Below are 22,838 nucleotides of genomic sequence, written 5' to 3'. Positions count from 1 at the left end.
GTCAGTCGGCCAGGGGCAGATGGACGCGATTGCCGCCGTCGGCGAACTCGGCGGCCTTTGCGGCCATCCCGTGCTCGATCGCCTCGGCGGTCTCCAACCCGTTCTCCTCCGCGTAGCGGCGCACGTCCTGCGAGATGCGCATGGAGCAGAACTTGGGCCCGCACATGGAGCAGAAGTGCGCGGTCTTGGCAGGCTCCGCCGGCAGGGTCTGGTCGTGGTAGGCCTGCGCGGTCTCGGGGTCCAGGGACAGGTGGAACTGGTCGCGCCAACGGAACTCGAAGCGCGCTCGGGACAGCTCGTCGTCCCACGCCTGCGCCCGGGGGTGGCCCTTGGCCACGTCGGCGGCGTGCGCGGCGAGCTTGTAGGTGATCACACCGGTCTTGACGTCGTCGCGGTCCGGCAGGCCCAGGTGCTCCTTCGGGGTCACGTAACAGAGCATCGCCGTGCCGTGCCACCCGATCTGGGCGGCGCCGATGGCCGAGGTGATGTGGTCGTAGCCGGGGGCGACGTCGGTGGTGAGGGGGCCGAGCGTGTAGAACGGCGCCTCACCGCACAGTTCTTCCTCCAACCGCACGTTCTCGGGGATCTTGTCCATCGGGACGTGCCCGGGACCCTCAACCATGACCTGCACGTCGTGGGAGCGGGCCACGTGGGTGAGCTCGCCGAGGGTGCGCAGCTCGGCGAACTGGGCCTCGTCGTTGGCGTCGGCGATGGATCCGGGCCGCAGCCCGTCGCCGAGGGAGAAGGTGATGTCGTACTCGCGGAAGATCTCGCAGAGTTCCTCGAAACGGGTGTAGAGGAAGTTCTCGCGGTGATGGGCCAGGCACCACGCGGCCATGATCGAACCGCCGCGCGAGACGATGCCGGTGACACGGCGGGCGGTGAGCGGCACGTACCGGAGCAGGACCCCGGCGTGCACGGTCATGTAGTCCACGCCCTGCTCGGCCTGCTCGATGACGGTTTCCCGGTAGAGATCCCAGGTCAGCCGGGTGGGGTCGCCGTCGACCTTCTCCAGCGCCTGATAGATGGGCACCGTCCCGATGGGAACCGGGGAATTGCGGAGGATGCGTTCGCGGGTCTCGTGGATGCGCTTGCCGGTGGACAGGTCCATGACGGTGTCCGCGCCCCAGCGGGTCGCCCACACCATCTTCTCCACCTCCTCGGGCACGGAGGAGGTCACTGCGGAGTTGCCGATGTTGGCGTTGACCTTGACGAGGAAGTTCTTACCGATCGCGGTCGGCTCGGACTCGGGGTGGTTGCGGTTGACGGGGATCACCGCCCGCCCGAGGGCGACCTCCTCGCGGACGAACTCGGGGTCCAGGCCCTCGCGTTCGGCCACGAAGCGCATCTCGGGGGTGACGGTGCCGGCCCTGGCGTGGGCGAGCTGGGTGTGCGCGCCGCCGACAGGGGGCAGGGACCAGTCGCTCCGAGTGGCGGGAAGGCCCTTGTGGACGTCGATGTCGGCCCGCTCGTCGGTGTAGGGGCCGGAGGTGTCGTACAGATCGAAGTGGCTGCCGTCGCCGAGTTCCACACGCCGTGCGGGCACACGGAGCCGGTGCCCTTCGGGGGTGTGGATCTCTCGGTGGACCTTGGTCGATCCCATGATGGGACCGGTGGTCACGCTCTGGTCCGACCCGTTGCCGTGGTCGTGGAGAGCGGTCATGGCATGCCTCCCTACGTCGGAATTACCCGAACAGGTTCCGCGGTCGGCGACACCGTTGAGCCGCCCTCTCAGCCCGCCATGGTGCGAGCTCCCGCTGCGTATTCACATTTACTGCGCGCACCCCCTGGGATGCGCGCGGCCGTGTGGCCCTCGACACCATAACCCCGTCCCGCCCCGCCGTGTCCACAGGGCCAGGGGTCAGAAAAGTGTCTCCGTTCCGTCACCCTCGTGGGCCACCGGCTCGAGCAGGCTCGGGTCGTTGTTCTTGACACTGTTGACCTGGGCGGAGACCTGGTCGACGGAGAACCGGTCCACTGGGGTGTCACCCATGACGTGCGCGAGTTCTGCGGGTCCGGTGCCAGGGTCGAGCCAGGCGGCCCAGTCCTCCTCGGGCAGGACGACGGGCATGCGCTCGTGGATGAAGTCGAGCCCGGGCACCGCCGCGGTGGTCACGACCGCCACCGTCCACAGCCAGGCGGCGGGGTCGTCGTCAGCCGCCTCGGGGTCGCGCCAGCGCTCGAAGATCCCGGCCAGAGCGAGCGGGCGATCCTGTTGGTAGCGGACCGCGTAGGGCTTCTTGGCCGAGCGCGCCTTGCGCTTCTTGTGCTCAGAGTCGGTGACCGGCGAGGTGCTGGCCTCGGCGCGGCCGTCCCGGCCGATGAGCTGCCACTCGTAGTAGGCGTCGGCGGGCAGCAGGCACCGCCGGTGCCGGAATGCCGCTCGGAAGGCCGGCTTCTCGGCGATGGTCTCGGCTCGCGCGTTGATCATCTTGTAGCCGATGTTGCGGTCCTTGGCCCAGGACGGCACGAGCCCCCACCGCATGGTGTGCAAGGAGCGCGGCCCGGAGGCGCCGTCCTGGGCGCCCTGCGGGGGCGGGCCGAGCACGGCGTGGACGGCGCTGCCGGGTGAGATGTTGTAGTCGGCCCCGATCTCCTCCAGCGGCGGCCAGGACCGCGGGTCGGTCTGCTCACCCTGTTCGGGCAGGCCGAAGGCGAGCTGGAGCTGGTGGACGTTCCGGGACTGGGCATAGCGACCGCACATGAGCGCGATCCTACGGCGTCGCTGCCCCGGAACCGTGCTCGGCCGAACGGTCCTGCGGCACCCCGCCGGGGTCGGCCTCCGTGCCCTCCTCGGGATCGCTGCCGGCGGTCTTCCCGGCCCCGGTGTCCCGCTGTTGCTGGGCCTTCGGAGAGCGGGCGCGCAGCAGTCCGGCAGCCAGGGCCAGCGCACCGAGCGGGGCCAGGGTCCACGGCGCCCAGGTGTCGAGGGTCCGCAGCAGGACCGACTGCACACGGGCCTGTTCGGCGTACCCCTCGACCTGGGCGTCGGCGAGGGTCAGGTCCGCCTCCAGGAGCGGTACCGCGTCGTCGCCGTCCTGGGACCGCAGGGTCTCGACGCGGGTCTCCTGCATGTTGACCACCGTGCCGCTGACCGGTTCCACCCACAGGGTGCGGGTGAGCTCCAGCCATCGGGTGGCGGTGACTGTTCCGGACCCGGCCGGGGAGAACAGGGCGGCGGGCACGTCGCGGGCGGAGCCGGGGACCTGGGTGGCCTCGACCGCCTGGGTGTAGCGGCGCACCGGTACCCCGGCGGCCTCGTCCTCCTCCTGGAGCTCCATCGAGGGGGCCGAGCGGACCTCCGCGTCGTAGAACGGATAGGAATCGGCCCCGCCCCCGGGCGGGAAGTGGTGGACGAGCCCGGCCTGGCGCACGGCCCGGTCGCCGTGGACGTGTTCACCGCAGCAGTTGACAGCGCGTGCGGTGCTGCGGTCGACGATGACGCGGCGGCTCCGGTGGTCGACCATCCGGTCGGGGGCAGAGGTGTCCACCGTCATCTCCCAGGCCGACCAGTCGGAACCGCTCGCGGTGGCGTCGACGGCGGTGTGCTGCTCCACCTCGCTGTCCTCCACCCACGTCCAGGTGGAGGTGTCGAGGTAGGAGGCCTCCTCGTCGGTCAGGCTCAGTTCGTACTCGGCCTCGGCGGGCAGGAGCGCAACCTGGTCGTGCACGTAGAGCGGCAGCATGACCGCCAGGGTCAGCAGGAAGGTTCCGGCCGCCACCAGGACCGTACCGGCCGGAAGCGATCTGCGGGGGCGGCGGGCCGGCCCGACCTGGCTGCCGACCGGACCCGGGTCGCGGGGTGCGGGACCCACCTGGGACGCCGTGCTCACGTGCGGACCTCCTCGGTGTCGCTCCGGGGCGTACGTGCCCCGTCGCCCGGCCCCCCCCCGCCGGTGCCGTCGCCCTCGGGTTCGCCGCCCGGCCCCTCGTCGTCGGGGCCGTCGTCGTTGCCCGAGCCTCCCGCGCTGCCCTGTTCACCGCCGTGCCCGGAACCGGGGGCGGCCGCACGCTGCTCCGCCTCGGGCGGATCGGCGTCGGCCGGGAGTCCGTCCCCGGGCTGCCCCAGGGAGAGCACGAGGCGGGCGAGGGCGGGCAGGCACAGCAGTTGCGGGATCCACCCGCGCAGTGCGCTGCCGATGAACTCGGTGACGTCGTGGAAGGGCAGGTACATGGCCATGTAGGTGCCGCCGGCCATCGCGGCTCCGGCCAGGGTGAGCGTGGCCGCCACGGTCCAGGGCGCGGCCAGTCGGCGCAGTACGGTACCGCCCAACGAGGGGGTCCCCGGTCTGGCGTGGCGCAGCCGCTCGGGAGCCGCGCGGCCGAGCCACCACATGGCGAGGAGGATCAGTCCGACGAGCGCGGCGCCGGCGGGACCGGCCACCCAGATGCCGAACGCCAGCCCCAGCGGCAGGACCGCCCGGCGTGCGAGCCATCCCGGCCCGGCCCCGGGCAGGCTGCGGGCGCCGACCGGTTCCCCGNCGTCGGGCGGGCAGCCAGCGGCGGGGCCACAGGGCCAGCACCGCCAGGAGCACGGCCAGGGCCGCCCCGATGCCGAGGGAGACGTGGTAGGCGTTGTCAGGGGTGTACGACAGCGTGACGGTGCCGCTGCTGCCCTCGGGCAGCACCCAGGCCTGTTTCCATCCCTCGAGGCGCAGGGGTTCGAGCGGCTGGTCGGATCCGTCGAGGGTGGCCTCCCAACCGTCGTTGAAGTTCTCGTTGACCACGAGCAGGCTCTCGTCCTCGACGTCGACGTCGAAACTGCGGCCGCTCGGCCCCCATCCGTGCAGCTCCTCGACCTCGCTCAGGTTCACCTCGTCGCGGGCGCCGACGGCGTCGCCGGACTCCACGAGCGCCGAACGCACTTCGTAGCGGTTGCCGGGTTCGACGACCACTCGGTTCTCCCCGGAGTCCAGGTGCAGACCGGTGCAGGCTTCGTACGGCAGGGGTTGTCCGGTGAGCTGGTCGGACAGGGAGCCGCCGCTGATTCGGGTCTCCACCCGTTCGTCGTTGACGCGCAGGGTCGGGCCGAGGCCGCAGCCGGTGGCGGCCTCGCCGTCGGGAAGCGCCTCGACCTCGCCGATGCCGGGCAGGCTGATCCCGCCGACCTCCAGGGCCTGGCCCTCGGGGCGTTCGAAACTCACCCGGACGGAGTCGGCGGTCAGCGAGGTGAAGTCGACGCGGCCACTGCCGTCGAGCCACCCCTCGCGCACCTGCTCGTCGCCCTCGACAGTGACCTTGATGGGCTGCATGACGCTGTCTGCCCGGGGGAAGTCGACCTCGAGGTGGTCGATCTCGGTGGCCTGGCCGAGCTCGATGTCGAGCCAGGGCTCCTGCTCGTCGGGGTCCGGGTACCAGACGGTTCCGTCTTCGTCGTCGAGCGCACCGCGGCCCATGGCGGCCGGGTGCTGCACGGCCGTGGAGGAGGCCGTCACGTGCGGGAACGGGCTCGCCCGGTTGGCGGCGTTCTCCGCCTCGCGGGGGTCGGCGAGCACGACCTGCCCGGAGATCGTGTGCGGTTCGGAGGCGGCGTCCTCGGAGAGGGTGAACGTGCGGTCGAGCCCGCGTGTGTCCTCACCCTGCACCTGGAGCCCGGGGTTGCACACCCAGGCGTTGGGACCCTCCATGCAGCCGGGCACGGTTCCGGTGGAGCCGGTGAAGAGGTGGCTCCCGGCGCCGGCGGGTCCGGGCACGTCGATGGTGCGTCCGGCCTCCATCCCGGGGAGGGCGATGTCGGAGATGCCGACGCGGGTACCGACGCGGTCCTCGGGCTCCCAGGCGAGTTCGTCGATGCGCACGCGCAGGGTGCTGGTCTCCCCCGGCGGTGCGGTGACCTCTTGGGGTTCGTCGGTCTCCTCGACGGTGACCTCGGAGCTGTCCTCGTCGGTGATGAGGCTGACCGTGGACGGCGGGGGTTCGTCGGAGAACTGTTCGAAAGTGACGGAGAGCCCGTCGAGGTCGCGCGGTTCGGCGAACTCGATCTCGATCCACTCGCCGATCGCCCCGGTGAAGACGCTGGAACGCCACGACGTGCTGAGATCGTCGTCGAGCGCGGCATGCGGAGCGTGGCCCGGGTCTCGGTCGGAGGCACTGGCGTCGGCTCCGCTCTCGGCGGAGGAGGCGCGCACCGACTCGATCCCGAGGTCCTCGGCATGGCCGACGAACCCTTCCCATGCGGGATCCATGATGTCGGGCGCCGGGACGTCGCGTTCGAGCTCCTGGTCCTGGGTGAGGGTGGCGGAGACGTTGTTGCGAACGTCCGGATAGACGACCTCGCGGCGGCGGGAGGTGTCGGTGACAACGGTGTCCTCGGCCGCGATGTCCTCTGCGGTGGGGTCGTCGCCGAGCACGACGGGCCGGTCGTCGCCGATCACGCCCTCCTCGGCGAGGTGGAGCATCGACTCGGGGCCGCCGGTGACCCGCACGGTCTCGTCGGCGGGAACGGTGCCCACGGTGGGAGCGGCCTCCTCGACCTCGTACACGGTGAGGGAGGGGTGGGGCTGGTCGAACCACTGCGAGGCCGACGAGTGGTCGAGGGAACCGACGGTGGGTCCGAAGCTCTCCGCCTCGGTGATCCCCGGGGAGTCCCCGAGGGCCTGGTGCACACGGGCGGGCCAGGCACCGTTGAGGTCGACGCGCTGCAGGTCGTTGCGGACCACCAGATGTGTCACGCCCATGCGCGCCAGGGTGTCGGCCAGGCCCTTGGAGCCGCGGCCCGAGGAGACACGCTGGTCGATCTCGTGCGTGAGGCGGGAGGCGCCGGCCGAACCCCAGGGGATGATCTGGTGGTTGGTCCAGGCCCCTTCCAGCAGAGGTTGGAGGGGTTCGTCCATCGGACGGCCCCACTCGTACTCCCCGCGAGCCGACCCGGGCAGGGCCATGGTCATCCCGGTGTCGCCGGAGTTCTCGTCGAGCCAGGCAGCGGCCTCGAGCCAGTGGTCGGGGATCTCCTCGTACCCGCCTGCGGGCGCGACCCCCGCGGTCCCGATGGGCACGAGGGTAACGAGGAAGACCGCGGCGGTGCCGCCGGCCACGGCCCTGCGCACTCGGCCCGACACACGTTCCCCCCGGCGCTCGGCCCAGTCGCGGGCCACGACCACGGGCAGATGCGCCAGCCCCAGCACGATCGGCAGCCGGATGAGCGCGTCGAACTTGTGGATGTTGCGGAACGGCGCGAGCGCCCCGTCGAACAGGGACCGCATCGTCTCGGCGAACGGCCCGGTGAGGGTGCCCGTGTAGCCGGCGACCACGATCGCGGTGCCGACCAGCAGGGTGGAGATGAGGAAGAGCCGTTCGGGCGTACGCCGGTTGATGAGCCCTGCCAGCCCGAGACCGGCCACGAGCGCGGTGACCGCGATCAGCCACGGGGTGGTGGACAGCTCCGCCCCGGCGGGCAGGGCGGTGTTGCCCTGGTCCGGCAGGAACCCCATCCAGTTCGAGGTCCCGCGCAACGCATTGAGGATCGACGTCACGTCGGTGGTGACCGCGGCGTCCTCGGTGTAGGGCATGAACGAGTACACGTACCGCGACATGAGCAGGAGCGGGACGATGTACCAGAAGGCTGCCATCACCAGGGCGAGCGACCACCACCCCATCAGCCTCCACTTGCGGGGCCCGTTGGCGCGGGTGACCAGGTAGAGGCCCGGGACCACCAGCACGGCGAGCTCGGAGGCCGCATTGGTGCCACCGCACATGAGGAAGGCCAGTCCTGAGAGCAGGGCCATGCGCGCGGGCGGGTAGCCGTGCTTGGCTCCCAGGACCAGTGGGAGCAGGATCCACGGCATGAGCAGCATGGGCTGCAGTTCCGCGGAGTTGTACGACAGCAGCGTGAGCACGCGCGGGGCCAGCGCGTAGGCCACGCCGGCGAGGATGCGGGTGTTGACGGTCCCGATCCCGAGCGCCTGGGCGACCTTGTAGGTGCCCACGAAGGCGGCGATGAGCAGCACGGCCATCCACAGGCGTTGGACGAGCCACGAGGGCATGCCCAGCGCGTCGAACAACGCGTGGAAGGGCCCGTTCGGGAAGAAGTACCCGTAGGCCTGGTTCTGGATCTGCCCGAAGTAGGACGCGTCCCACAGGTGGAGGGCGCGTTCCATGAACCCCAGCGGATCCGCCGTCATGTCGAGCTTGGTGTCGCTGACGATGTTGCCGGGGTCGATGCTGGCCGCCAACGCGCCCAGGAGCAGGCACACCGTGAGGATCTTCAGCCGCGCGAGCAGCGTGTCGTCCAGGGGTCCGCGCGGGGCGGACGGTGCGCCGGGCTCCTCCGGGCCGCGCCGAGCGGAGGGGTCCGCCGTAGTCACGTGGTCGTTTTCCTACCCGCTTGGGTGTTCTGGCCGCCGGGGGGCGTGCTGTCGGTGAGTGCGAGTTCGTCCGCGACCAGGCGGGTCATCCGCGCCCCGCTGGCCTCCCAGGTGAACCGGGACGCCCAGTCGCGGCAGGCGCGACGGACCTCCTCGGCCCGGCGGGGGTCGGACAGTTCCTTGAGGGCGCGGGCGACCACGTCGGTGAGGCTCTCGCCGTCGCGGACGAGCCACCCGGTCTCGCCGTCCCGGACCGAATCGCGAAGTCCGTCCACATCGTAGGCCACGGTGGGCACGCCGAGCCGGGCGGCCTCGACGACCGTGAGACCCCATCCCTCGAACTCCGAGGCGGTCACGTGGAGGGTGCAGGCCCCCAGGACGGCATTCTTGTCCTCCTCGGGCAGGAACCCGTGGATGCGCACCCGGTCGGCGGTGCCTTCGCGCTGCACCTGCTCGGTGAGGCGTTCGCCCTCGGGCCCGCGCCCGATGATGTGCACACGCAGGTCGGGGTGCTGGTCGCGGAGCCCGTCGGCCAGGGACGCGACCCGTTCGACGCGCTTCTGCACCACGAGGCGTCCGAGGCTGACCAGGGCGGGGCTGCCGACCTCGGCGGAAGTGGGCGCGTCGTCGAGGGGCTTGCGGGGCCCGGGCAGCCCGCCGTTGTGCACGATCTCGATGGGTGCACGCCAGCCGAGCTTCTCGCGCATGGCCCGGCGGGAGGATTCCGACACCGTCACGGTGGTGCAGCGGCGGTAGACGAGGGAGGCCACGGTCGACTCCATGAACCGGCCGAACCAGGCCAGCGGCGCGGAGAAGTAGGCGTCGAACTGGAGGTCGTGGACGTGGTGCACGACGCTGACCACGCGGGTGCTGCGGCGCAGCACGAGACGGGACAGGAACGGGATGCCGTTCATGCAGTCGAAGGCGAGCTGGTACTCGCGGCGCCACAGGGCGAGCCAGGCCATGACGCGGGGGTAGACGGTGAACCGCCCGCCCATACGGCGGATCACGATCCCGTCCTCGGTCTCCACTCTCGCCTGGTGGGGTTCACGACTGGTCAGGAAGGTGACGACGGCTCCGCGTTCGGCGAGGTGGCGACTGATGCGCCAGGCGTACTCCTCTGCCCCGCCGGCGGCGGACTGCCAGGGGTCGCGCCAGTTGATCATCACGATCCGGACGCCGTCGAGGCGCGGGCCGAGGTCGATGGGGGCCTCCGTGGGGGCGGGTGCCGGGTCCGTTGCGGGCACGGGGGCCACTGCAGCGGGTCCGGTGGCCGAGGGCGGACCGCCCGCAGACCGGTCGGAGGTCTTGGGGAAGACCACACGCTCTCCTTCCGCGCGGTGCCCGGCGGGGAGCTGCGTGGTCACCGTGTGCATGCACTTGGACTCGCTGGGCTACGGAGCGGGGGCGCGTCCGACACACACCTGGCAGGCCCTCGACCGGACGTCGATGGGGTCAGCGGCCGGGGCCGCCGGTAGGGGGTCGGGCGCCCCGCCCGGGAGCGAGGCGCCCTCGGTCCTCCGCTGCGGCTTCCTAGCGGTCGCCGTAGTTGTAGAGGGTTTCGTTCACCGGTTCAGCGGTGGCGGTCGATTCCGTGGCAACACTGGTCGCCACGAATGCGGCGCCGCCGGCGAGGGCCGCGCCGATGGCGCAGGCGGCGATTACCTTGATCACGTGGGGATCTCCTTCCGCGTGCTCCGCCCCGCCCTGGGGCCGGGGCACTGGAGAACGAGACTAGAACCTGATCTAGCTACAGACCAGATGATTGCCCCAACTGTAACTAACCCCCCGGTAACTTCCAACCCCGTTATGACTGGTTTGTCGGCTTTTACCCGCGCTTCGGGGACCCGGAGCAGGGTCATCTCCGACCCCTGGGACACCACCTCGAAACCCTGGCCCTCGAACCAGAACCCGTTATCGACCGGATCGGACACAGCAACGTACCGCGCCCCGAGCGCGCCGAGCTCCGCTGCGAGGTCCTCCCCGCGGGGTGTCCCCGTCGCGGGGTCGGTGTCGAGCACCCCTGCCACCTGCGCGGCCAGAGGGTCCTCGCCCTCGACCACGACCGTGCCGCCGTCGGGGGTACCCACGGACAGATCGTCGTTCCAGACCGTACGCCGGTCGAAGAGCTTGGTCGCCGGGTCCAGGGCCACGGTGGTCTCCCCCGACCAGTCGAGCCCCCGGTAAGCGCTCCACGGCAGCACGACGACGGAACCGGGAACGTCGTCGGCGGCAACCTCGGCCTGCGCGCGCACCCACGCGTCCGGGTACCCGACCGGTTCCAGTCGGCCGCCGGCGCCCCACAGCAGCCCCGGCAGCACCACGACGGGCAGCAGCGCCGCGAACACACCGGCCCCCGCACGNCCGGCGCCCCACCACACCACGAACGCCGCCCCCAGAGCCTGCACCAGACCGAGCGGGGCCACGTACAGCTGCGCGTCGCGCAGGGGTCCGAAGCCCGGCCACAGTTCGATGAGCCCGGCGACGACCCCGCGCCCTGTCCCGGTGGCACCCGCCAACGCGATGGTGAACCCGACCGCGGCCCCCACCGACAGCCCCGTGCCGAACACCGGACGGTCGTGCCGCAGCATCCACCACACCCAGGCGGTCAGGGCCGCCACGGACAGAGCCAGCCGCAGGAGCGCGGTGACGGGCTCGCCGTACCCGGGCGGGACCGCACCGGCGTTCCAGACCCCGCCGAGCGCCAGCAGCGACCCCAGGACGCCGAACGGGATGTCGGCGCGCGGCGCGAAGGCCTCCGCCCCGCGCGGGTCGGTCACCGCTCCCCCGGCCAGCGACGGCACCAGCCACGGCAGCGAGACCAGTACCAGGGCGGACGTGAACAACCCCGCGCGCGCCCACCACCGCAGGGCGCAGGGGCCGCGCAGACACAGCGCGACCGGTCCCGCCGCCAGGGCCGAGAGCAGGACCGAGGAGAACCCGCCGACCGCCGCGGGGATCAACGCGCACACCAGTCCGGCCAGGCCCCGCCCCGGGGTGCGTTCGGCCAGGCGCGCGGTCGCCACCACGACCCACGGCAACCCCCCGTACCCGAGCAGCACCGCCCACTGGCCGAGCAGCAGACGCTCGGCCACGAACGGGTTCCACACGTAGGCGATGCCGGCGACCACTGCCGCGACCGCTGTGCCTGCAGTCAGGCCTCCGGCAGGAGGGAGCAGCCACATGACCAGGCGCGCCGCACCGGCCCCGCCGAGCACGAAGACCAACAGGAGCGCCAGGGACTGCACCAGGTCGCCCGGCACCACCGACGACAGCGCCGCGACCACGACGTCACTGGGGATCGCCCGTGGGAACCCCTCGGCGTCCGCCAGCACCCCCCTCATCGGCAGGTCCGGAACGAACACCATGTCGTAGCGCAGGACGAACCCCCGCCCGAGCGCGGGGCCGAGCGCGAGCACACCCGCGGCCAGGCCCACCACCCAGGGCAGGAGCCGGGCGGTCCAGGCACTGCCCATCAGCTCTCCAGGAGCACCGGGTCGGAGTACCCGCCCGGAACGTAGTCGCGGTGGGAGCGCACCACCACCTCGTGCGGGCCGGAGACGGTCGGGCCCCACAGGGGATCGGACCCGACCGACCCCTGCCCCTGCCATCCGTCGCCCCCGTCCGGGGCCTGCCCGTCGCGGGGTTCGCAGGCCGGCTCGGCCGCGACCCCCGGCGGGTCCGGTGACTCGTCTGGCACGGGCGGCACGGACGGCGGCGGACTCGGGGACTCGGGCGGCGGCGAGGCAGGGGCCTCATGGTCCTGGTCGCGCTCGTCGGCCGGGGCCCGGACGGACTCCGGACCCGGGGTCCGGGTCGGCAGTGGGCGGCGGCTGTCGTCACTCGCCGAACAGTCCAGGGGACGCACCCACACCTCGTAGTGGGACGCGGAGCCGACCTCGTCCCACACCACCGTGCCGTCCTCGCGTACCGACAGCGTGTCCGGGCCCGGGGGAGGTTCGTCGTCGTAGACCACTTCCAGGGGATCGGAACCCGCACCGGCGTCCCGGCCCTTGTACGGGTGCACCACGAACTCGTACCCGGCGCCGCTGAGCAGGGACTCCACGAGCACCGAGCGGCGCGCGCCGTCGCGTTCGACGTCGAGGGGCAACACGGTGGCCTCGTCCGGTTCGGGTTCGGTACGGCGCTGCTCCACCCGGTAGTCGGTGGCGCCGGACACCTGGTCCCACGAGATGCGCAACCCGTCGCCGGCCTCCTCGGCCTCGGGGTCGGGCGGGGTGCTGGGGCCGGCCGGCAGCTCCGGGAGCGGCCGGGGGAAGGGCTCTCCGACCTCCAGCGGGTCGGCGAGGGCGTCGGCGAAGGCAGCAGCGATCTTGACCTCGCCCCGGACGTTGGGGTGCGCTTCGTCCCAGTTGTCGAACTCGGGTTCGTAGCCCTCGGAGACCTGCGCGACCACCACCGGGGACTCACCGGAGGACAGCTGCTCGGCCAGGTCGACCAGGCCCATGTTGAAGCGGTCGATGCGCTCGTTGACGGCAGCGTCCTCGCCGGTGCCCTCCACCCGGGGGAGCTCTCCGATCACGAAGCGGGCGTCCTCCAGGGCCACGCGAGCGGTCGATACCGTCTCGCCGATGCCCTCCAGCACGAGGTCGGGGTCACCGCCGGACACCAGGTCGTCGGAGCCGGCCAGGATCAGCAGATAGTGCGGTTCGTGCTCGGCGGCCTCCTCGGCGATCCCGTCGGCAATGTCGTCCACGGTCCGGCCCCAGCGGGCGGCGTGGGCGGTGTCGAAGTCCGGCTCGGCGTAACTGTGGTCGCCGTGGCCGTCCTCCTCCAGTGAGTACATGTCGTCGTGCGGGCCCACGAAGGCGAAGTCGACGTCCGCGCCGTCGAGGTGGGACCAGAGGTGATAGCGCCAGGTGTGGTCACCGCTGCTGCCCTGGGTGAGGCCGTCGCCGACCGGCATGACACGCAGTTCCCCCTCGGGCGGACCGGGGACGGCCTCGGGCTGGTCTCCGGCCTCCTCCTCGCCCTCGCCGAACCCTCCCGTCGCCTGCTGAATGATCAGCAGCGTCACAGCCATGGCGGCGAGCATGACACCGAGCAGACCCAGGGGGCCGGGCTCGAACCGGCGGGACCGTGCTCGTGCGGGGACCAGGTCGCGCCAGGTCCGGCCGCGCCAGTGGGAGGCGGTCAACCACACCGATGCACGCGACCACCGCGAGGCCGGCTCCTCCGTGTCCCGTTGGTCCTGCACTGTGCCCCGATCCGTCGACCTTCACCGCCCGAGCGCTCCTGAACAGGTTCTCACGGCGGGAACCGCACACTCCCCGGGCACCTGTTCAGACGAGGATAGGCGCACTGGTCGCGCAAAGATAGAACTGGTTACATGGGAGGCGCCCCGACCGCCGCCCCCAGCCGGCCGCGCGGCGGCACCCCCACAGCACCGTCGAGCCGGAAGGCCACCCCCGTGATCGGACTCCTGGTCGCGCTCCTCTCCGCCGTGACCTACACGGTGGGCCTGTCCGTGGAGCAGCGCGCCCTCCACGGCTCCGAGTCGATCTCCATCAACCGCCCCCTGCACCTGGCGCGGGTCCTGCTCGGCAACCCGCGCTGGGTGTTCGGGTGCGTGTTCGCCGCGCTCGGGAGCATCGGCCTCATCGTGGCGCTGGGACTGGCCCCCGTCTCGGTCGTCCAGCCCGCCTTCGCCGCGGGTGTGGCCTGCTCACTTCTGGTCGTCACGATCGTCATGGGCGAGCGCATCACCCGCGGCGAGTACGTGGCGCTGGCGATCATGCCGGTGGCGCTGGGCCTGCTGAGCCTGTCCACGGGGGACGAGGCGGAGACCGGGACGACCGCGAACACCCCGCTGCTGGTGACGGTGACCGTGTTGACGGTGCTCGCGTGCGTGGCCGCCATGGGGNCGGCGATGGGCGCGGCTGCCGGTCTGGCGCAGGGCAGTGCGGGCCTGCAGGGCAAGGGACTGGGCGGCCTGCTCGCCGACCACGGTGTCTGGGAGGCGGTCCTGCCGGCGCTGATGTCGCCCTACCCGTACCTGTACGGGCTGGGCTGGGCGGTGGGCATCGTCCTGTTCCAGACGTCGCTGCAGCGTTCGCGTGCTTCGATCACCGCACCAGTGGCCAACGTGGTCGGCAACGTCTTCACCGTCGTGGCCGGCTCGGTGCTGTTCGGCGAGAGTCTTCCGGACGACCCGTTCGTGGCTGCGCTCCGGATCGGCGGCTTCGCACTGACGCTCGTGGTCGTGGTGTTGGTGCGCGGCAACGTCGCCCAGGCCGAGGCGGACACCAGTGCCGAACGGGCCGCGCGGGCCGAAACCGTGCAGGCGTCGGGGCCCCGGGACAGGTGAGGGCCCCGGCAGGCTGCGCCGGCCGGGGCCCTGTGCCGAGGACGAGTGCTCAGACCGCGACGGAGACCGCGTCGCGCAGCCCGGGGGCGGCGACGTCGGCCCAGGCGCGCACCACCCGGTCGGGTCCCTCGGTCTCGCCGCCGGCCAGGACCAGGCCGGGCTCGGCGACCCATGCGCCGAGGTCGGCCAGGAGCACCCGGAGGTCCTCCTCGATGCCGCGGCTGTTGCGCAGGTCGTCGACGACGGTCAGCGGGACGGCGACCGCGTGGCCCAGCCCGAGTTCGGGCAGGCGGTCGAGGAAGACCTTGAGCAGGCCGGTGTAGGTGCCGTGGGCCTGGGGCGAGGCGACCAGGAGGACATCGCTGTCGGAGACGCGCTCCAGAGCGGTCTCCAGGGCGGGCGAGGTCTCGGCGAGCAGATCGGCGCCGAGGCCGGCGAGGTCGATGACCTCCGGGGCGTTGCGGACGCCGGCGCGGGCGCCGATCTCGTCGGCTGCGCGCAGGGCGGCGTCGTGGACGGCGGAACGGGGCTGGGGATCGGCGACGAGCACGGTGAAGCGGGTCATGCGTAACTCCTGGGTTCGGTCAAGAACGAGCCGGAATCGACCGGAAGGAACCTCGGGGGTGGAACGGGATCGGGCCGCTCCGCCTGGCGGCGGTGGGCCGTCGTGGGACACCGGAGAAGGCATCGATCCTCGGCTCGACACAGGTGCGGACCTCGTCGTCCACGGAAAGAACGGGGGGTGGTGTCGGCCGACAGGGCGCTCCCGGGGCCCGATTCGAAACAGGCTCCTGACCCAGAAGGGGATGAGCGTCCGGTGTCTGCGGAGGGCACGGGTCGAACCCGTGGCGCGGGGCGGACCCCGCGAAGGCGCTAGCTACGACAGAGCGCGCTCGCCTGCTGTCGGAGGTCGACATGCAGGCGCTGGACAAGCAGCTCACCGGCGGACATGACTCCATGATGGAGCGCTGCGGGCACCGGCGTCAATGCACGATTGCCTCCCTGTGAACCTCCCCGCCCCTCTCCCGGGGCCGGTCCAGAGCTCGGACGGGCGTCTCGTGGAGCGGGATTGCCCTGTTCCTGGGGGCACGGCGGACACCGAGGGCCCTGCGGACGACGCCCCGTACACCTCGATGTAATTTGCAACACACCACACTCGTACGGACACCGGACAGACCGAGACGAAGGAAGCAGGACCGCTCATGAGCTCCACTCCGCTCACCCTGACCGACACCCGGACCATCACCCCCGAGGGCGTGCACGAGGGCTGGGTGCAGCTGGAGAACGGACGCGTCGCCGAACTGGGCACCGGTGAACCGCCCCGGGGCTCCGTGCACGACATGGGCGGGCGGTGGGTGGCGCCAGGGCTGGTCGACACCCACGTGCACGGAGGCGCGGGGCACGGGTTCCCCGACGCCGACCCGGAGGGCGCCCGCGCGGTCACGGCCCACAACCGTTCACAGGGGGTCACCTCGATGGTGGGCGGCCTTGTGGCGGCCTCGCCGGAGGACACCCTGCGCCAGGTGTCGGTCCTGGCGGACCTGTGCGACGAGGGCGAACTGGCCGGGATCTACCTGGAGGGGCCCTTCATCGCCCGTCGGCGGTGCGGCGCGCACGACCCCGAGCTGTTGCGGGATCCGGACACGGCCGAGTTCGACCGGTGGCTGGAGGCCGGACGCGGGCACGTCCGCATGATCACCGTGGCACCCGAGCTCCCGGGCGCGCTTGAGCTGATCAGGGCCGCGTCGTCGTCCGGGGTCGTGGCGGCGGTCGGCCACACCGAGGCGACCTACGAGGAGACCGTGGCGGCCTTCGACGCGGGCGCACGTGTTGCCACGCATCTCTACAACGCGATGCGCCCGCTGGGACACCGTGATCCTGGGCCCATCGCGGCGGCGCTGGGCGACGGGCGCGTGTCGGTCGAACTCATCCTGGACCTGGTGCACGTCCACCCCGGTGCGGCGCAGGTGGTGCTCGACGCGGTTGGCCCGGAGCGGCTGTCCCTGGTCACCGACGCGATGAACGCGACCGGGCTGGGCGACGGCGAGTACACCCTGGGCGGCCTGCGGGTCCGGGTGAGCGACGGGGAGGCACGGGTGGTGGAGACCGGGTCGATCGCCTCGAGCACCATCGTGCTGCCGCAGGCCGTGCGCAACGCGGTGGAACACCTCGGGATGGCGACCCCGGACGCCGTGCGTTCTGCCTCGTCCGCGCCCGCGGCGGCCGTGGGACTACCGGGAGTGGGCCGGGTCGAACCGGGCGCGCCCGCGGACCTGGTGGTGCTCGACGAGGAACTCGTGGTCACCGAGGTGGTGCATCGCGGGGCGTTTGTCGAGTAACGGCGTGTCGTAGGCACGGTACGTATCAGTAACTTAACAGTGGGCGACAATGGCGCCAGGGCATCGAGGAAAGCACCATGCTCGACACGAAAGGATCTGCCATGGCCCAGTCGAGACAGGCGAAGGACGAGCAGCCGACCCGGGTGCCCTCCGAGGAGAGCGGACACCTCGGCAAGCTCGCGACGGAGTTGTCCGGCTACGGCGTCGAGACCGACGTCGTCGACGCCGACCCGGCCTACCTGCGTGTGAGCAACCCGGCCAAGAAGTACGCCGTGGAGGACGTCACCTGCGAACGACGCGAACACGACTACGCGTTCATCGCCTCCTTCGGCGTCTACCTGGGCAGCAGCGGGAGCCTCGGCGTCACAGCGCACAAGATCGCGTGGCTGGTCGGGGNGGGCGGGGAGCCGGTGGGGGTGGCGTCCGACCGGACGCCACCCCCGGCCCGGAACCTGTACGCTCGACTCCCATGAGTGACGAAGCAATTCTTCTCGGTGATCCCGGAGACGTCGTGGAGGCCCTCTCCACCCACGAGCTGACCGCACCGCACAACGAGACCTTCCCCCCGGTGCAAGCTTCCCGGACACTTTCGGAGATCCTGGTCCACCATGACCATCCTTGAGGACGACCTGGGACACCCGGTCCACTTGGACACTCCCCCGGCCCGTGTGGTCTCCCTCGTGCCTTCCCTGACAGAGGCCCTCGCCCACAGCGATCCCGCCCTGCTGACCGCGGCGACCGTGTGGTGCACCCACCCGGCCGGCCTGGACGTGGAACGGGTGCGCGGCACCAAGAACCCGCACGTGTCCCGCATCGTCGAACTCACGCCCGACCTCGTCGTCGCCAACCGCGAGGAGAACCGGCAGCGGCACGTGGAGGCAATGCGCGAGGCGGGCATCCCCGTCTGGGTGACCGACATCCGCACCGTTCCGGACGCCTTCGTGTCCGTGCGCCGCCTGCTGGACGTTTGTGCGCTGCCTGTCGAGGGGTGGCTGCCCGAGGCCGAACGCCTCTGGTCCACTACCCCGCCCGGGGGCCCGCGTGTTGCCGTGCCGATCTGGCGCGACCCCTGGATGTTCGTCGGCGCGGACACCTTCGCTCACGACGTGCTCGCGCGCCTGGGCGCTGTCAATGTGTGCGCGGCCCTCGAGGGCCGCTACCCGTCCGCTTGCCCGGACGACCTCGCGCCTGACCTCGCCGTCCTACCGGACGAGCCCTATGCCTTCGGCCCGGACGACGGCCCCGAGGCCTTCACCTCCCCGGCCGCATTCGTCTCCGGCCGCGACCTCACCTGGTACGGCCCGTCCCTGGTCGAAGCCCACGAGCGCCTGACCGCGTCACTGGCTGCTGCCCGCCCATGACCCGGGACACGCGCCAACGCTCACGCACCAAGCGAAGCGTGCATGGGGGAGCGGAACTCGCTGGGACACGGACAACATTCCGGCAACCTTGAGCGCAGGGGGCGTTCCGACCCTTCCCACAGAGGGTTCGCCCGGCCGGCAGACCTCGGCCACAGGGGGTGACGTGTCACCGGGGGTCTGACCACCCCGGACACAGCAAACCCCCGGCGCGAGCTCCGGAGAGCGCACACCGGGGGTCCGGGGGGTCGTCCCCCCGAAAAACAGAACGGACCCTGCGATGGGGCCGCCAGGCCCCGAGCAGGGTCCGTCTCTCGTGGAGGTGGCGGGAATCGAACCCGCGTCCTTCAGTGTCGAACCAGGGCTTCTCCGGGTGCAGTGCGTCGTGTCGTTCTGCTCGGCCCCAGCGCTTGGACGCACACATCGCTGACAGGCCCAGTCACGTGAATGTCCCGCCCGGTCCCGTGACATGATCCGGGCGGTGAGTCATCTGGCTGATGCCGGTACCTGAGCCGATGACGAGCTCAGGCCGACAGAGTCGCTATCGCTGGTTAGGCAGCGAGGGCGAACTCAGTGCGCTTGGAATCGGCACTTGTGTTTAGTGCGAATGCATGATTAACGAGGCGGCATACGCAGTCCTCGACCCGCTTCCCCTCGGAACAATCACCGAAGTCGAAACCGATCACCCCCTGTGGAGTTGTCAAAGCCGCCCCTGGGGGCGACCGACACGTGAGCGGCGCGCGCTCACGTGCGCCACTCTACCTCTACGACGGCGTGGGCACCAAGTGCATTCCCGGCAGAGGGTGCGCAGTGCACGGGGCAAGGAGAAACCCCCGCGGGCGCGGACTCCAGAGGCGGTCGACGCAACCCACGGGGGCGGCCGGCAGGGTCGGACCGGCCTCGGGATGACGGCAGGGCCTCCCCCGAGATGAGGTCCTGCCCCTCGAATCGGGTCGCAGACCCCCGTTCGCGAACCCGACTCACCCAGTAAGACGCACCCCGGCCCCCGACGGGTTGCTCCGTCCGAGGCCGGGGAAGCTTCCGATTCCCGCGGGGCCTATTCGGGCCCGGACGGGTCGACCCCGTCGGGGCCGCCGGCGGGCTCCAGCCCCTGGTCCCCCGTTCCCGGGGAGCCGAGCTCGGTGAGGAAGGACTGAGCACCCTGGACGGCGTAGGGCTGCCACAGCGACACGGACGGATCGACCTCTGCAACCAGGGCGAAGGCGACGTCGTCCTGGTAGCCGACGAACCAGTGGTGGGAGACCTCCTGGCCCTCGACCCTCGACCACTGTCCGTGCAACTCGGGGCCACCGACCGCCAGCTCTGGCATCATGCGCTGGTCGACGGCGTCGCGCATGCCCTCTCGCACCACCTCGAGGTCTTCCTCGTCGAAGGGCGAGGTCTCCTCGGGGGCGGGCCCCTCCTCCTGGATGAGGGAGGGCTCGTGCCAGTTCCCGTCGGAGATCGCGGCGGCGGCGAGCGCCATGGACAGCGGGCTGACCTCGATCCCGTGCTCGCCGATCATCGCGGAGGCCACGTCGGCCTCCNGCCCCTGCCAGTCCGCACCGATGCCGAAGCGCTCGGCCGTGTCGGCGATGTTGTCCGCGCCCACCTGGTCGCCGAACTGGGCGTAGGCGACGGTGCAGGCGTAGGCCAGGTTGCGCACCAGGTCGGGTTCTCCGGCCAGATAGCCCTGGCTGGGGTTGACGAACGTCCGCCCGCCCACGTCGGCCTCGGCCGAGCACTCGGAGGTGGTCTCCGGCGTGACCGAGCCGGACTCCAGCGCCGCCACCGTCGAGATGAGCGTGAAGACCGGTCCGGGCGCGAAGCTCCCGTTGAGCGCGCCGTCGTCCGTGGGGCCCTCGGAGTCGTTGGCTGCGGCGAGGATCTCCCCGTTGGAGGGGTCGACGGCGACCAGGTAACCGTTGCCCGGAAGGGTGTCCATGGCCGACTCGGCGGCGCTCTGGACCCCGGAGTCCAGGGTGGTCTCGATCTGACCGCTGAGCTCGCCGTCCCAGGACTCGAGCACGTCCGTGACCTCGCCGGACGCGTCGAGCGCGACGACCTGTGTGGTGGCCGACCCGGCGAGCTCGTTCTGGAAGATGCTCTGAAGCCCGCTCAGCCCGACGGTGTCACCGGCCTGGTAGGGACCGGGAACACGGGCCGAGACCCGGTGTTCGGAGGTCCCGGCGACCTCGCCCACCAGGGAGGGCGCGAGCTCCGGTGTCATGTTGACCTCGACCGCCTGGGTGTCCACACCTGCGATCTGCGCGGCCTGGCGCAGCAGGGTCGCGTCGACGTTGCTGTCGCGCAGCAGCACCAGCGGCTGGAACTCCTCCGGCGGGGCCGAGCGCACGCGCTGCAGCAGCGGATCGGGGTCCTCGTCGAGGAGTTCGGCCAGTTCGGCGACGCCCTCCTCCTTGTCGTCCATCTCCGAGGGCAGCACACCGAACGCGGTGACACTGTCGGGACTGACGAGGGAGGTACCGTCACGGTCGAGGATCTGGCCGCGTTCCTGGAGCTGATAACTGACCGCGAGGCGTGAGCCCTCGCTGAGCCCGGGGTGGATGACGCTCGGCGACCAGGAGATCTCCCACCCGTCCGGCCCCCACTGCAGGGGCATCTCCCCGGTGTAGGTCCAGGTGGGATCGCCGATGCCGAGGTCCGCGTTGGCCTCGAATTCGGCCGTGGCAGTGTCGTCCTCCTCGGAGATCGGTCCGAGGTCGAACCTGAGGGAGGCGAGGTCGAGCTGGTCGTGCACGTCCGCCAGGGTCGACTCGACCTCCGCGGCGTCGCCGTCGGTGTAGCGAGCGGCCTCCGCGTAGTCGCCGTCCTGCCACGCGAGCAGGAAGGACCTGACCGTGACCTCCGCACTGGGGTGGGGCGTGCACGCCACGAGGGCCAGTGTGGCGAGCAGACCGGTTCCGGCGGCCGCGGCTCTGCGGCCCAGGGGACGGGGGGACACCTTGTGTGTTCCTTTCAGGCGCCTCAACGACGGCGGCGGAGAGCGCGTTCGATGTCTCGCTTCGCCTCGCGCTCGGCGATCGCATGGCGCTTGTCGTACTCACGCTTACCGCGGGCGAGGGCGATCTCGACCTTGGCCTTGCCGTCACTGAAGTAGAGCGACATGGGCACCAGGGTTCGGCCGGGCTCCCGGGTCTTGCCGATCAACCGGGAGATCTGCTCGCGGTGCAGGAGTAGCTTACGTGATCTACGGGAAGCGTGGTTGGTCCACGTCCCCTGTGAGTACTCGGGGATGTGGACGTTGTTCATCCACACCTCTCCGTTGTGGATGTGCGCGAACCCGTCGACCAGCGAAGCGCGGCCCTGCCGCAGCGACTTGACCTCGGTGCCGGTCAGGACGATGCCCGCCTCGTAGGTCTCGTCGATGTGGTAGTCGAACCGTGCACGCCGGTTCTGCGCGATGAGCTTGCGCCCTGTTTCCCGCGTCACGGCGAACTCCCTTCATGGCGTCGGGGGGTCCATCGCTGGACCCCCCGGATCATGCCCTGCGTGCTCGCCCGGTCGTCAGATCTTGAGGTAGCGGCGCAGGGTGAGGAACGAGGTGATGGTGCACAGCAGCACACCGAGGATGATCGACATTCCGATCACGTACAGCAGCGAGCCTGTCCCCAGGGCCACGTCGAACTGGAACCAGCCCTCGATCTGCGTGAGGAGCGTGAACCTCGTGGCCACGATGAACCCGGACGCGATGATGCCACCGATCAGACCGGCGATGGCACCTTCCAGCAAGAACGGCAACTGGATGTAGAAGTTCGACGCACCGACCAGGCGCATGATCCCGGTCTCCCGCCGTCGACTGTAGGCCGACAGGCGGATGGTGTTGCCGATCAGGAGCGCCGCCGCGGCCAACTGGACGCCCGCGAGCACCAGGGCGGCCCACTTGAGCCCGTCCAACAGTCCGAAGAACTGTTCCAGCACACTCTGGTCGTCGGAGACCGAGTCGACACCCGGGGCGCCCTCGACGGCGTTGCGCACGGTGTCGTACTCGTCGGGATCGGTCAGCTGCACCCGGAAGTTCTCCGGGAGGTCTCCCTCCTGGGCGGCACCGGCCAGGGCATCGTGGGTGGAGCCGAGACGCTCCTGGAAGTCCTGCCAGGCTTCGGCCTCGGAGAGGAAGTCGTAGTCGGCGACCTCGGCCTGGTCGTCGAGGATGGACTCCATGTTCTCCCGGTCCTCCGCCGTGGCGGGGCCGTCCTCCTGGCAGTCCGGAGCCGGCGAGATCTCGTTGCACATGTAGACCGTCAGCGTGATCCGCTGGTCCCAGTAGTTGCGCATCTCGCTGACCTGCTGGTTCACCAGCAGACCGGCGCCGAAGAGCGCAAGGGAGATCGCCACCGTCGTGATGACGGAGACGGTCATCGTGAGGTTTCGACGCAGGCCGATCCACGTCTCGGAGAGAACGAATTGTGCTCGCATGGTCTGTTAAAGGTCCGTCCTTCGGGGCTTCGCCGCGTCGTTCCTCGGTACCGGGCCGCCCTCGTGCGGG

General features: G+C 71.1%; 15 protein-coding genes, 1 other RNA gene and 2 pseudogenes. 5 read left to right on the top strand and 13 right to left on the bottom strand.

Features of this window, described 5'->3' with window-relative positions:
- Position 1: 1 nt before the first annotated feature.
- From thiC to D474_RS0103320, 8 genes and pseudogenes are all read right to left on the bottom strand, one after another.
- Positions 2-1,663 (bottom strand): phosphomethylpyrimidine synthase ThiC, encoded by a 1,662-nt coding sequence (gene thiC / locus D474_RS0103355; protein ID WP_017612183.1) that lies wholly within the window; start codon positions 1,661-1,663, stop codon positions 2-4.
- A 198-nt stretch (positions 1,664-1,861) separates the two neighbouring features.
- Entirely contained in the window at positions 1,862-2,704 is an 843-nt protein-coding gene (locus tag D474_RS0103350) for an SOS response-associated peptidase (RefSeq protein WP_017612182.1), read from the bottom strand.
- Between the two features lie 10 nt (positions 2,705-2,714).
- A complete protein-coding gene (locus D474_RS0103345) occupies positions 2,715-3,833 on the bottom strand; it encodes a DUF3068 domain-containing protein (protein WP_017612181.1) in 1,119 nt (372 codons plus the stop codon).
- Positions 3,830-8,231, bottom strand: a pseudogene (locus D474_RS27505) (alpha-(1->3)-arabinofuranosyltransferase). The gene D474_RS0103345 and the pseudogene D474_RS27505 overlap by 4 nt, the downstream one beginning before the upstream one ends.
- 68 nt (positions 8,232-8,299) lie before the next feature.
- Positions 8,300-9,625 (bottom strand): glycosyltransferase family 4 protein, encoded by a 1,326-nt coding sequence (locus tag D474_RS0103335; protein WP_026118130.1) that lies wholly within the window; start codon positions 9,623-9,625, stop codon positions 8,300-8,302.
- A gap of 211 nt (positions 9,626-9,836) precedes the next feature.
- Complete coding sequence (locus tag D474_RS32565) at positions 9,837-9,977, bottom strand: hypothetical protein (RefSeq protein WP_017612178.1); 141 nt, start codon at positions 9,975-9,977, stop codon at positions 9,837-9,839.
- Complete coding sequence (locus D474_RS0103325) at positions 9,974-11,779, bottom strand: hypothetical protein (RefSeq protein ID WP_017612177.1); 1,806 nt, start codon at positions 11,777-11,779, stop codon at positions 9,974-9,976. Before D474_RS0103325 ends, D474_RS32565 begins: the two co-directional genes overlap by 4 nt.
- Entirely contained in the window at positions 11,779-13,521 is a 1,743-nt protein-coding gene (locus tag D474_RS0103320; RefSeq protein ID WP_017612176.1) for an SGNH/GDSL hydrolase family protein, read from the bottom strand. Before D474_RS0103320 ends, D474_RS0103325 begins: the two co-directional genes overlap by 1 nt.
- A gap of 213 nt (positions 13,522-13,734) precedes the next feature.
- Between D474_RS0103320 and D474_RS0103315 the strand changes: the two genes are divergently transcribed.
- Positions 13,735-14,631, top strand: a complete 897-nt coding sequence (locus D474_RS0103315) for a hypothetical protein (protein ID WP_017612175.1) — start codon at positions 13,735-13,737, stop codon at positions 14,629-14,631.
- Positions 14,632-14,680: 49 nt separating this feature from the next.
- On the opposite strand, the gene D474_RS0103310 is transcribed toward D474_RS0103315, so the two are convergent.
- Positions 14,681-15,196 carry an NADPH-dependent FMN reductase gene (locus D474_RS0103310; RefSeq protein WP_017612174.1) on the bottom strand — a complete coding sequence of 172 codons (516 nt, stop codon included), beginning with the start codon at positions 15,194-15,196 and terminating at the stop codon, positions 14,681-14,683.
- A 637-nt stretch (positions 15,197-15,833) separates the two neighbouring features.
- Here D474_RS0103310 and nagA point away from each other — a divergent pair.
- The 4 genes and pseudogenes from nagA (at position 15,834) to D474_RS0103290 (ending at position 18,331) form a co-directional block, all read left to right on the top strand.
- Entirely contained in the window at positions 15,834-16,970 is a 1,137-nt protein-coding gene (nagA, locus tag D474_RS0103300) for an N-acetylglucosamine-6-phosphate deacetylase (protein ID WP_017612172.1), read from the top strand.
- Positions 16,971-17,071: 101 nt separating this feature from the next.
- Positions 17,072-17,365, top strand: a pseudogene (locus tag D474_RS27500) (hypothetical protein); the annotation flags it as partial.
- 74 nt (positions 17,366-17,439) lie between these two features.
- Positions 17,440-17,592, top strand: coding sequence for a hypothetical protein (locus tag D474_RS32150; RefSeq protein ID WP_161628655.1), 153 nt, complete (start codon positions 17,440-17,442; stop codon positions 17,590-17,592).
- The gene (locus D474_RS0103290) at positions 17,579-18,331 is read left to right on the top strand and encodes a helical backbone metal receptor (protein WP_017612170.1); all 753 of its coding nucleotides are present in this window, start codon (positions 17,579-17,581) and stop codon (positions 18,329-18,331) included. The genes D474_RS32150 and D474_RS0103290 overlap by 14 nt, the downstream gene beginning before the upstream one ends.
- A gap of 311 nt (positions 18,332-18,642) precedes the next feature.
- On the opposite strand, the gene ssrA is transcribed toward D474_RS0103290, so the two are convergent.
- The 4 genes from ssrA to ftsX all read right to left on the bottom strand — a co-directional run bounded on the left by ssrA (position 18,643) and on the right by ftsX (position 22,768).
- Positions 18,643-19,018, bottom strand: a transfer-messenger RNA (tmRNA) gene (gene ssrA / locus D474_RS30820).
- Positions 19,019-19,385: 367 nt separating this feature from the next.
- Positions 19,386-21,293 (bottom strand): penicillin-binding transpeptidase domain-containing protein, encoded by a 1,908-nt coding sequence (locus tag D474_RS0103285; protein ID WP_017612169.1) that lies wholly within the window; start codon positions 21,291-21,293, stop codon positions 19,386-19,388.
- Positions 21,294-21,316: 23 nt separating this feature from the next.
- On the bottom strand, positions 21,317-21,781 hold the full coding sequence (gene smpB, locus D474_RS0103280) for an SsrA-binding protein SmpB (RefSeq protein ID WP_017612168.1): 465 nt from the start codon (positions 21,779-21,781) through the stop codon (positions 21,317-21,319).
- Between the two features lie 75 nt (positions 21,782-21,856).
- Positions 21,857-22,768, bottom strand: a complete 912-nt coding sequence (gene ftsX / locus D474_RS0103275) for a permease-like cell division protein FtsX (RefSeq protein WP_017612167.1) — start codon at positions 22,766-22,768, stop codon at positions 21,857-21,859.
- Positions 22,769-22,838 lie beyond the last annotated feature (70 nt).

This window comes from Nocardiopsis salina YIM 90010 (assembly GCF_000341025.1).
GTDB lineage: Bacteria > Actinomycetota > Actinomycetes > Streptosporangiales > Streptosporangiaceae > Nocardiopsis > Nocardiopsis salina.
This window is presented reverse-complemented; position numbering and strand designations above follow the sequence as displayed.

What these genes read in the sequence shown, in the direction of transcription:
- thiC (WP_017612183.1), bottom strand. Translation starts at nt 1,663, where the DNA reads ATGACCGCTCTCCACGACCACGGCAACGGGTCGGACCAGAGCGTGACC.
- D474_RS0103350 (WP_017612182.1), bottom strand. Translation starts at nt 2,704, where the DNA reads ATGTGCGGTCGCTATGCCCAGTCCCGGAACGTCCACCAGCTCCAGCTC.
- D474_RS0103310 (WP_017612174.1), bottom strand. Translation starts at nt 15,196, where the DNA reads ATGACCCGCTTCACCGTGCTCGTCGCCGATCCCCAGCCCCGTTCCGCC.
- nagA (WP_017612172.1), top strand. Translation starts at nt 15,834, where the DNA reads ATGAGCTCCACTCCGCTCACCCTGACCGACACCCGGACCATCACCCCC.
- D474_RS32150 (WP_161628655.1), top strand. Translation starts at nt 17,440, where the DNA reads ATGAGTGACGAAGCAATTCTTCTCGGTGATCCCGGAGACGTCGTGGAG.
- D474_RS0103290 (WP_017612170.1), top strand. Translation starts at nt 17,579, where the DNA reads ATGACCATCCTTGAGGACGACCTGGGACACCCGGTCCACTTGGACACT.
- ftsX (WP_017612167.1), bottom strand. Translation starts at nt 22,768, where the DNA reads ATGCGAGCACAATTCGTTCTCTCCGAGACGTGGATCGGCCTGCGTCGA.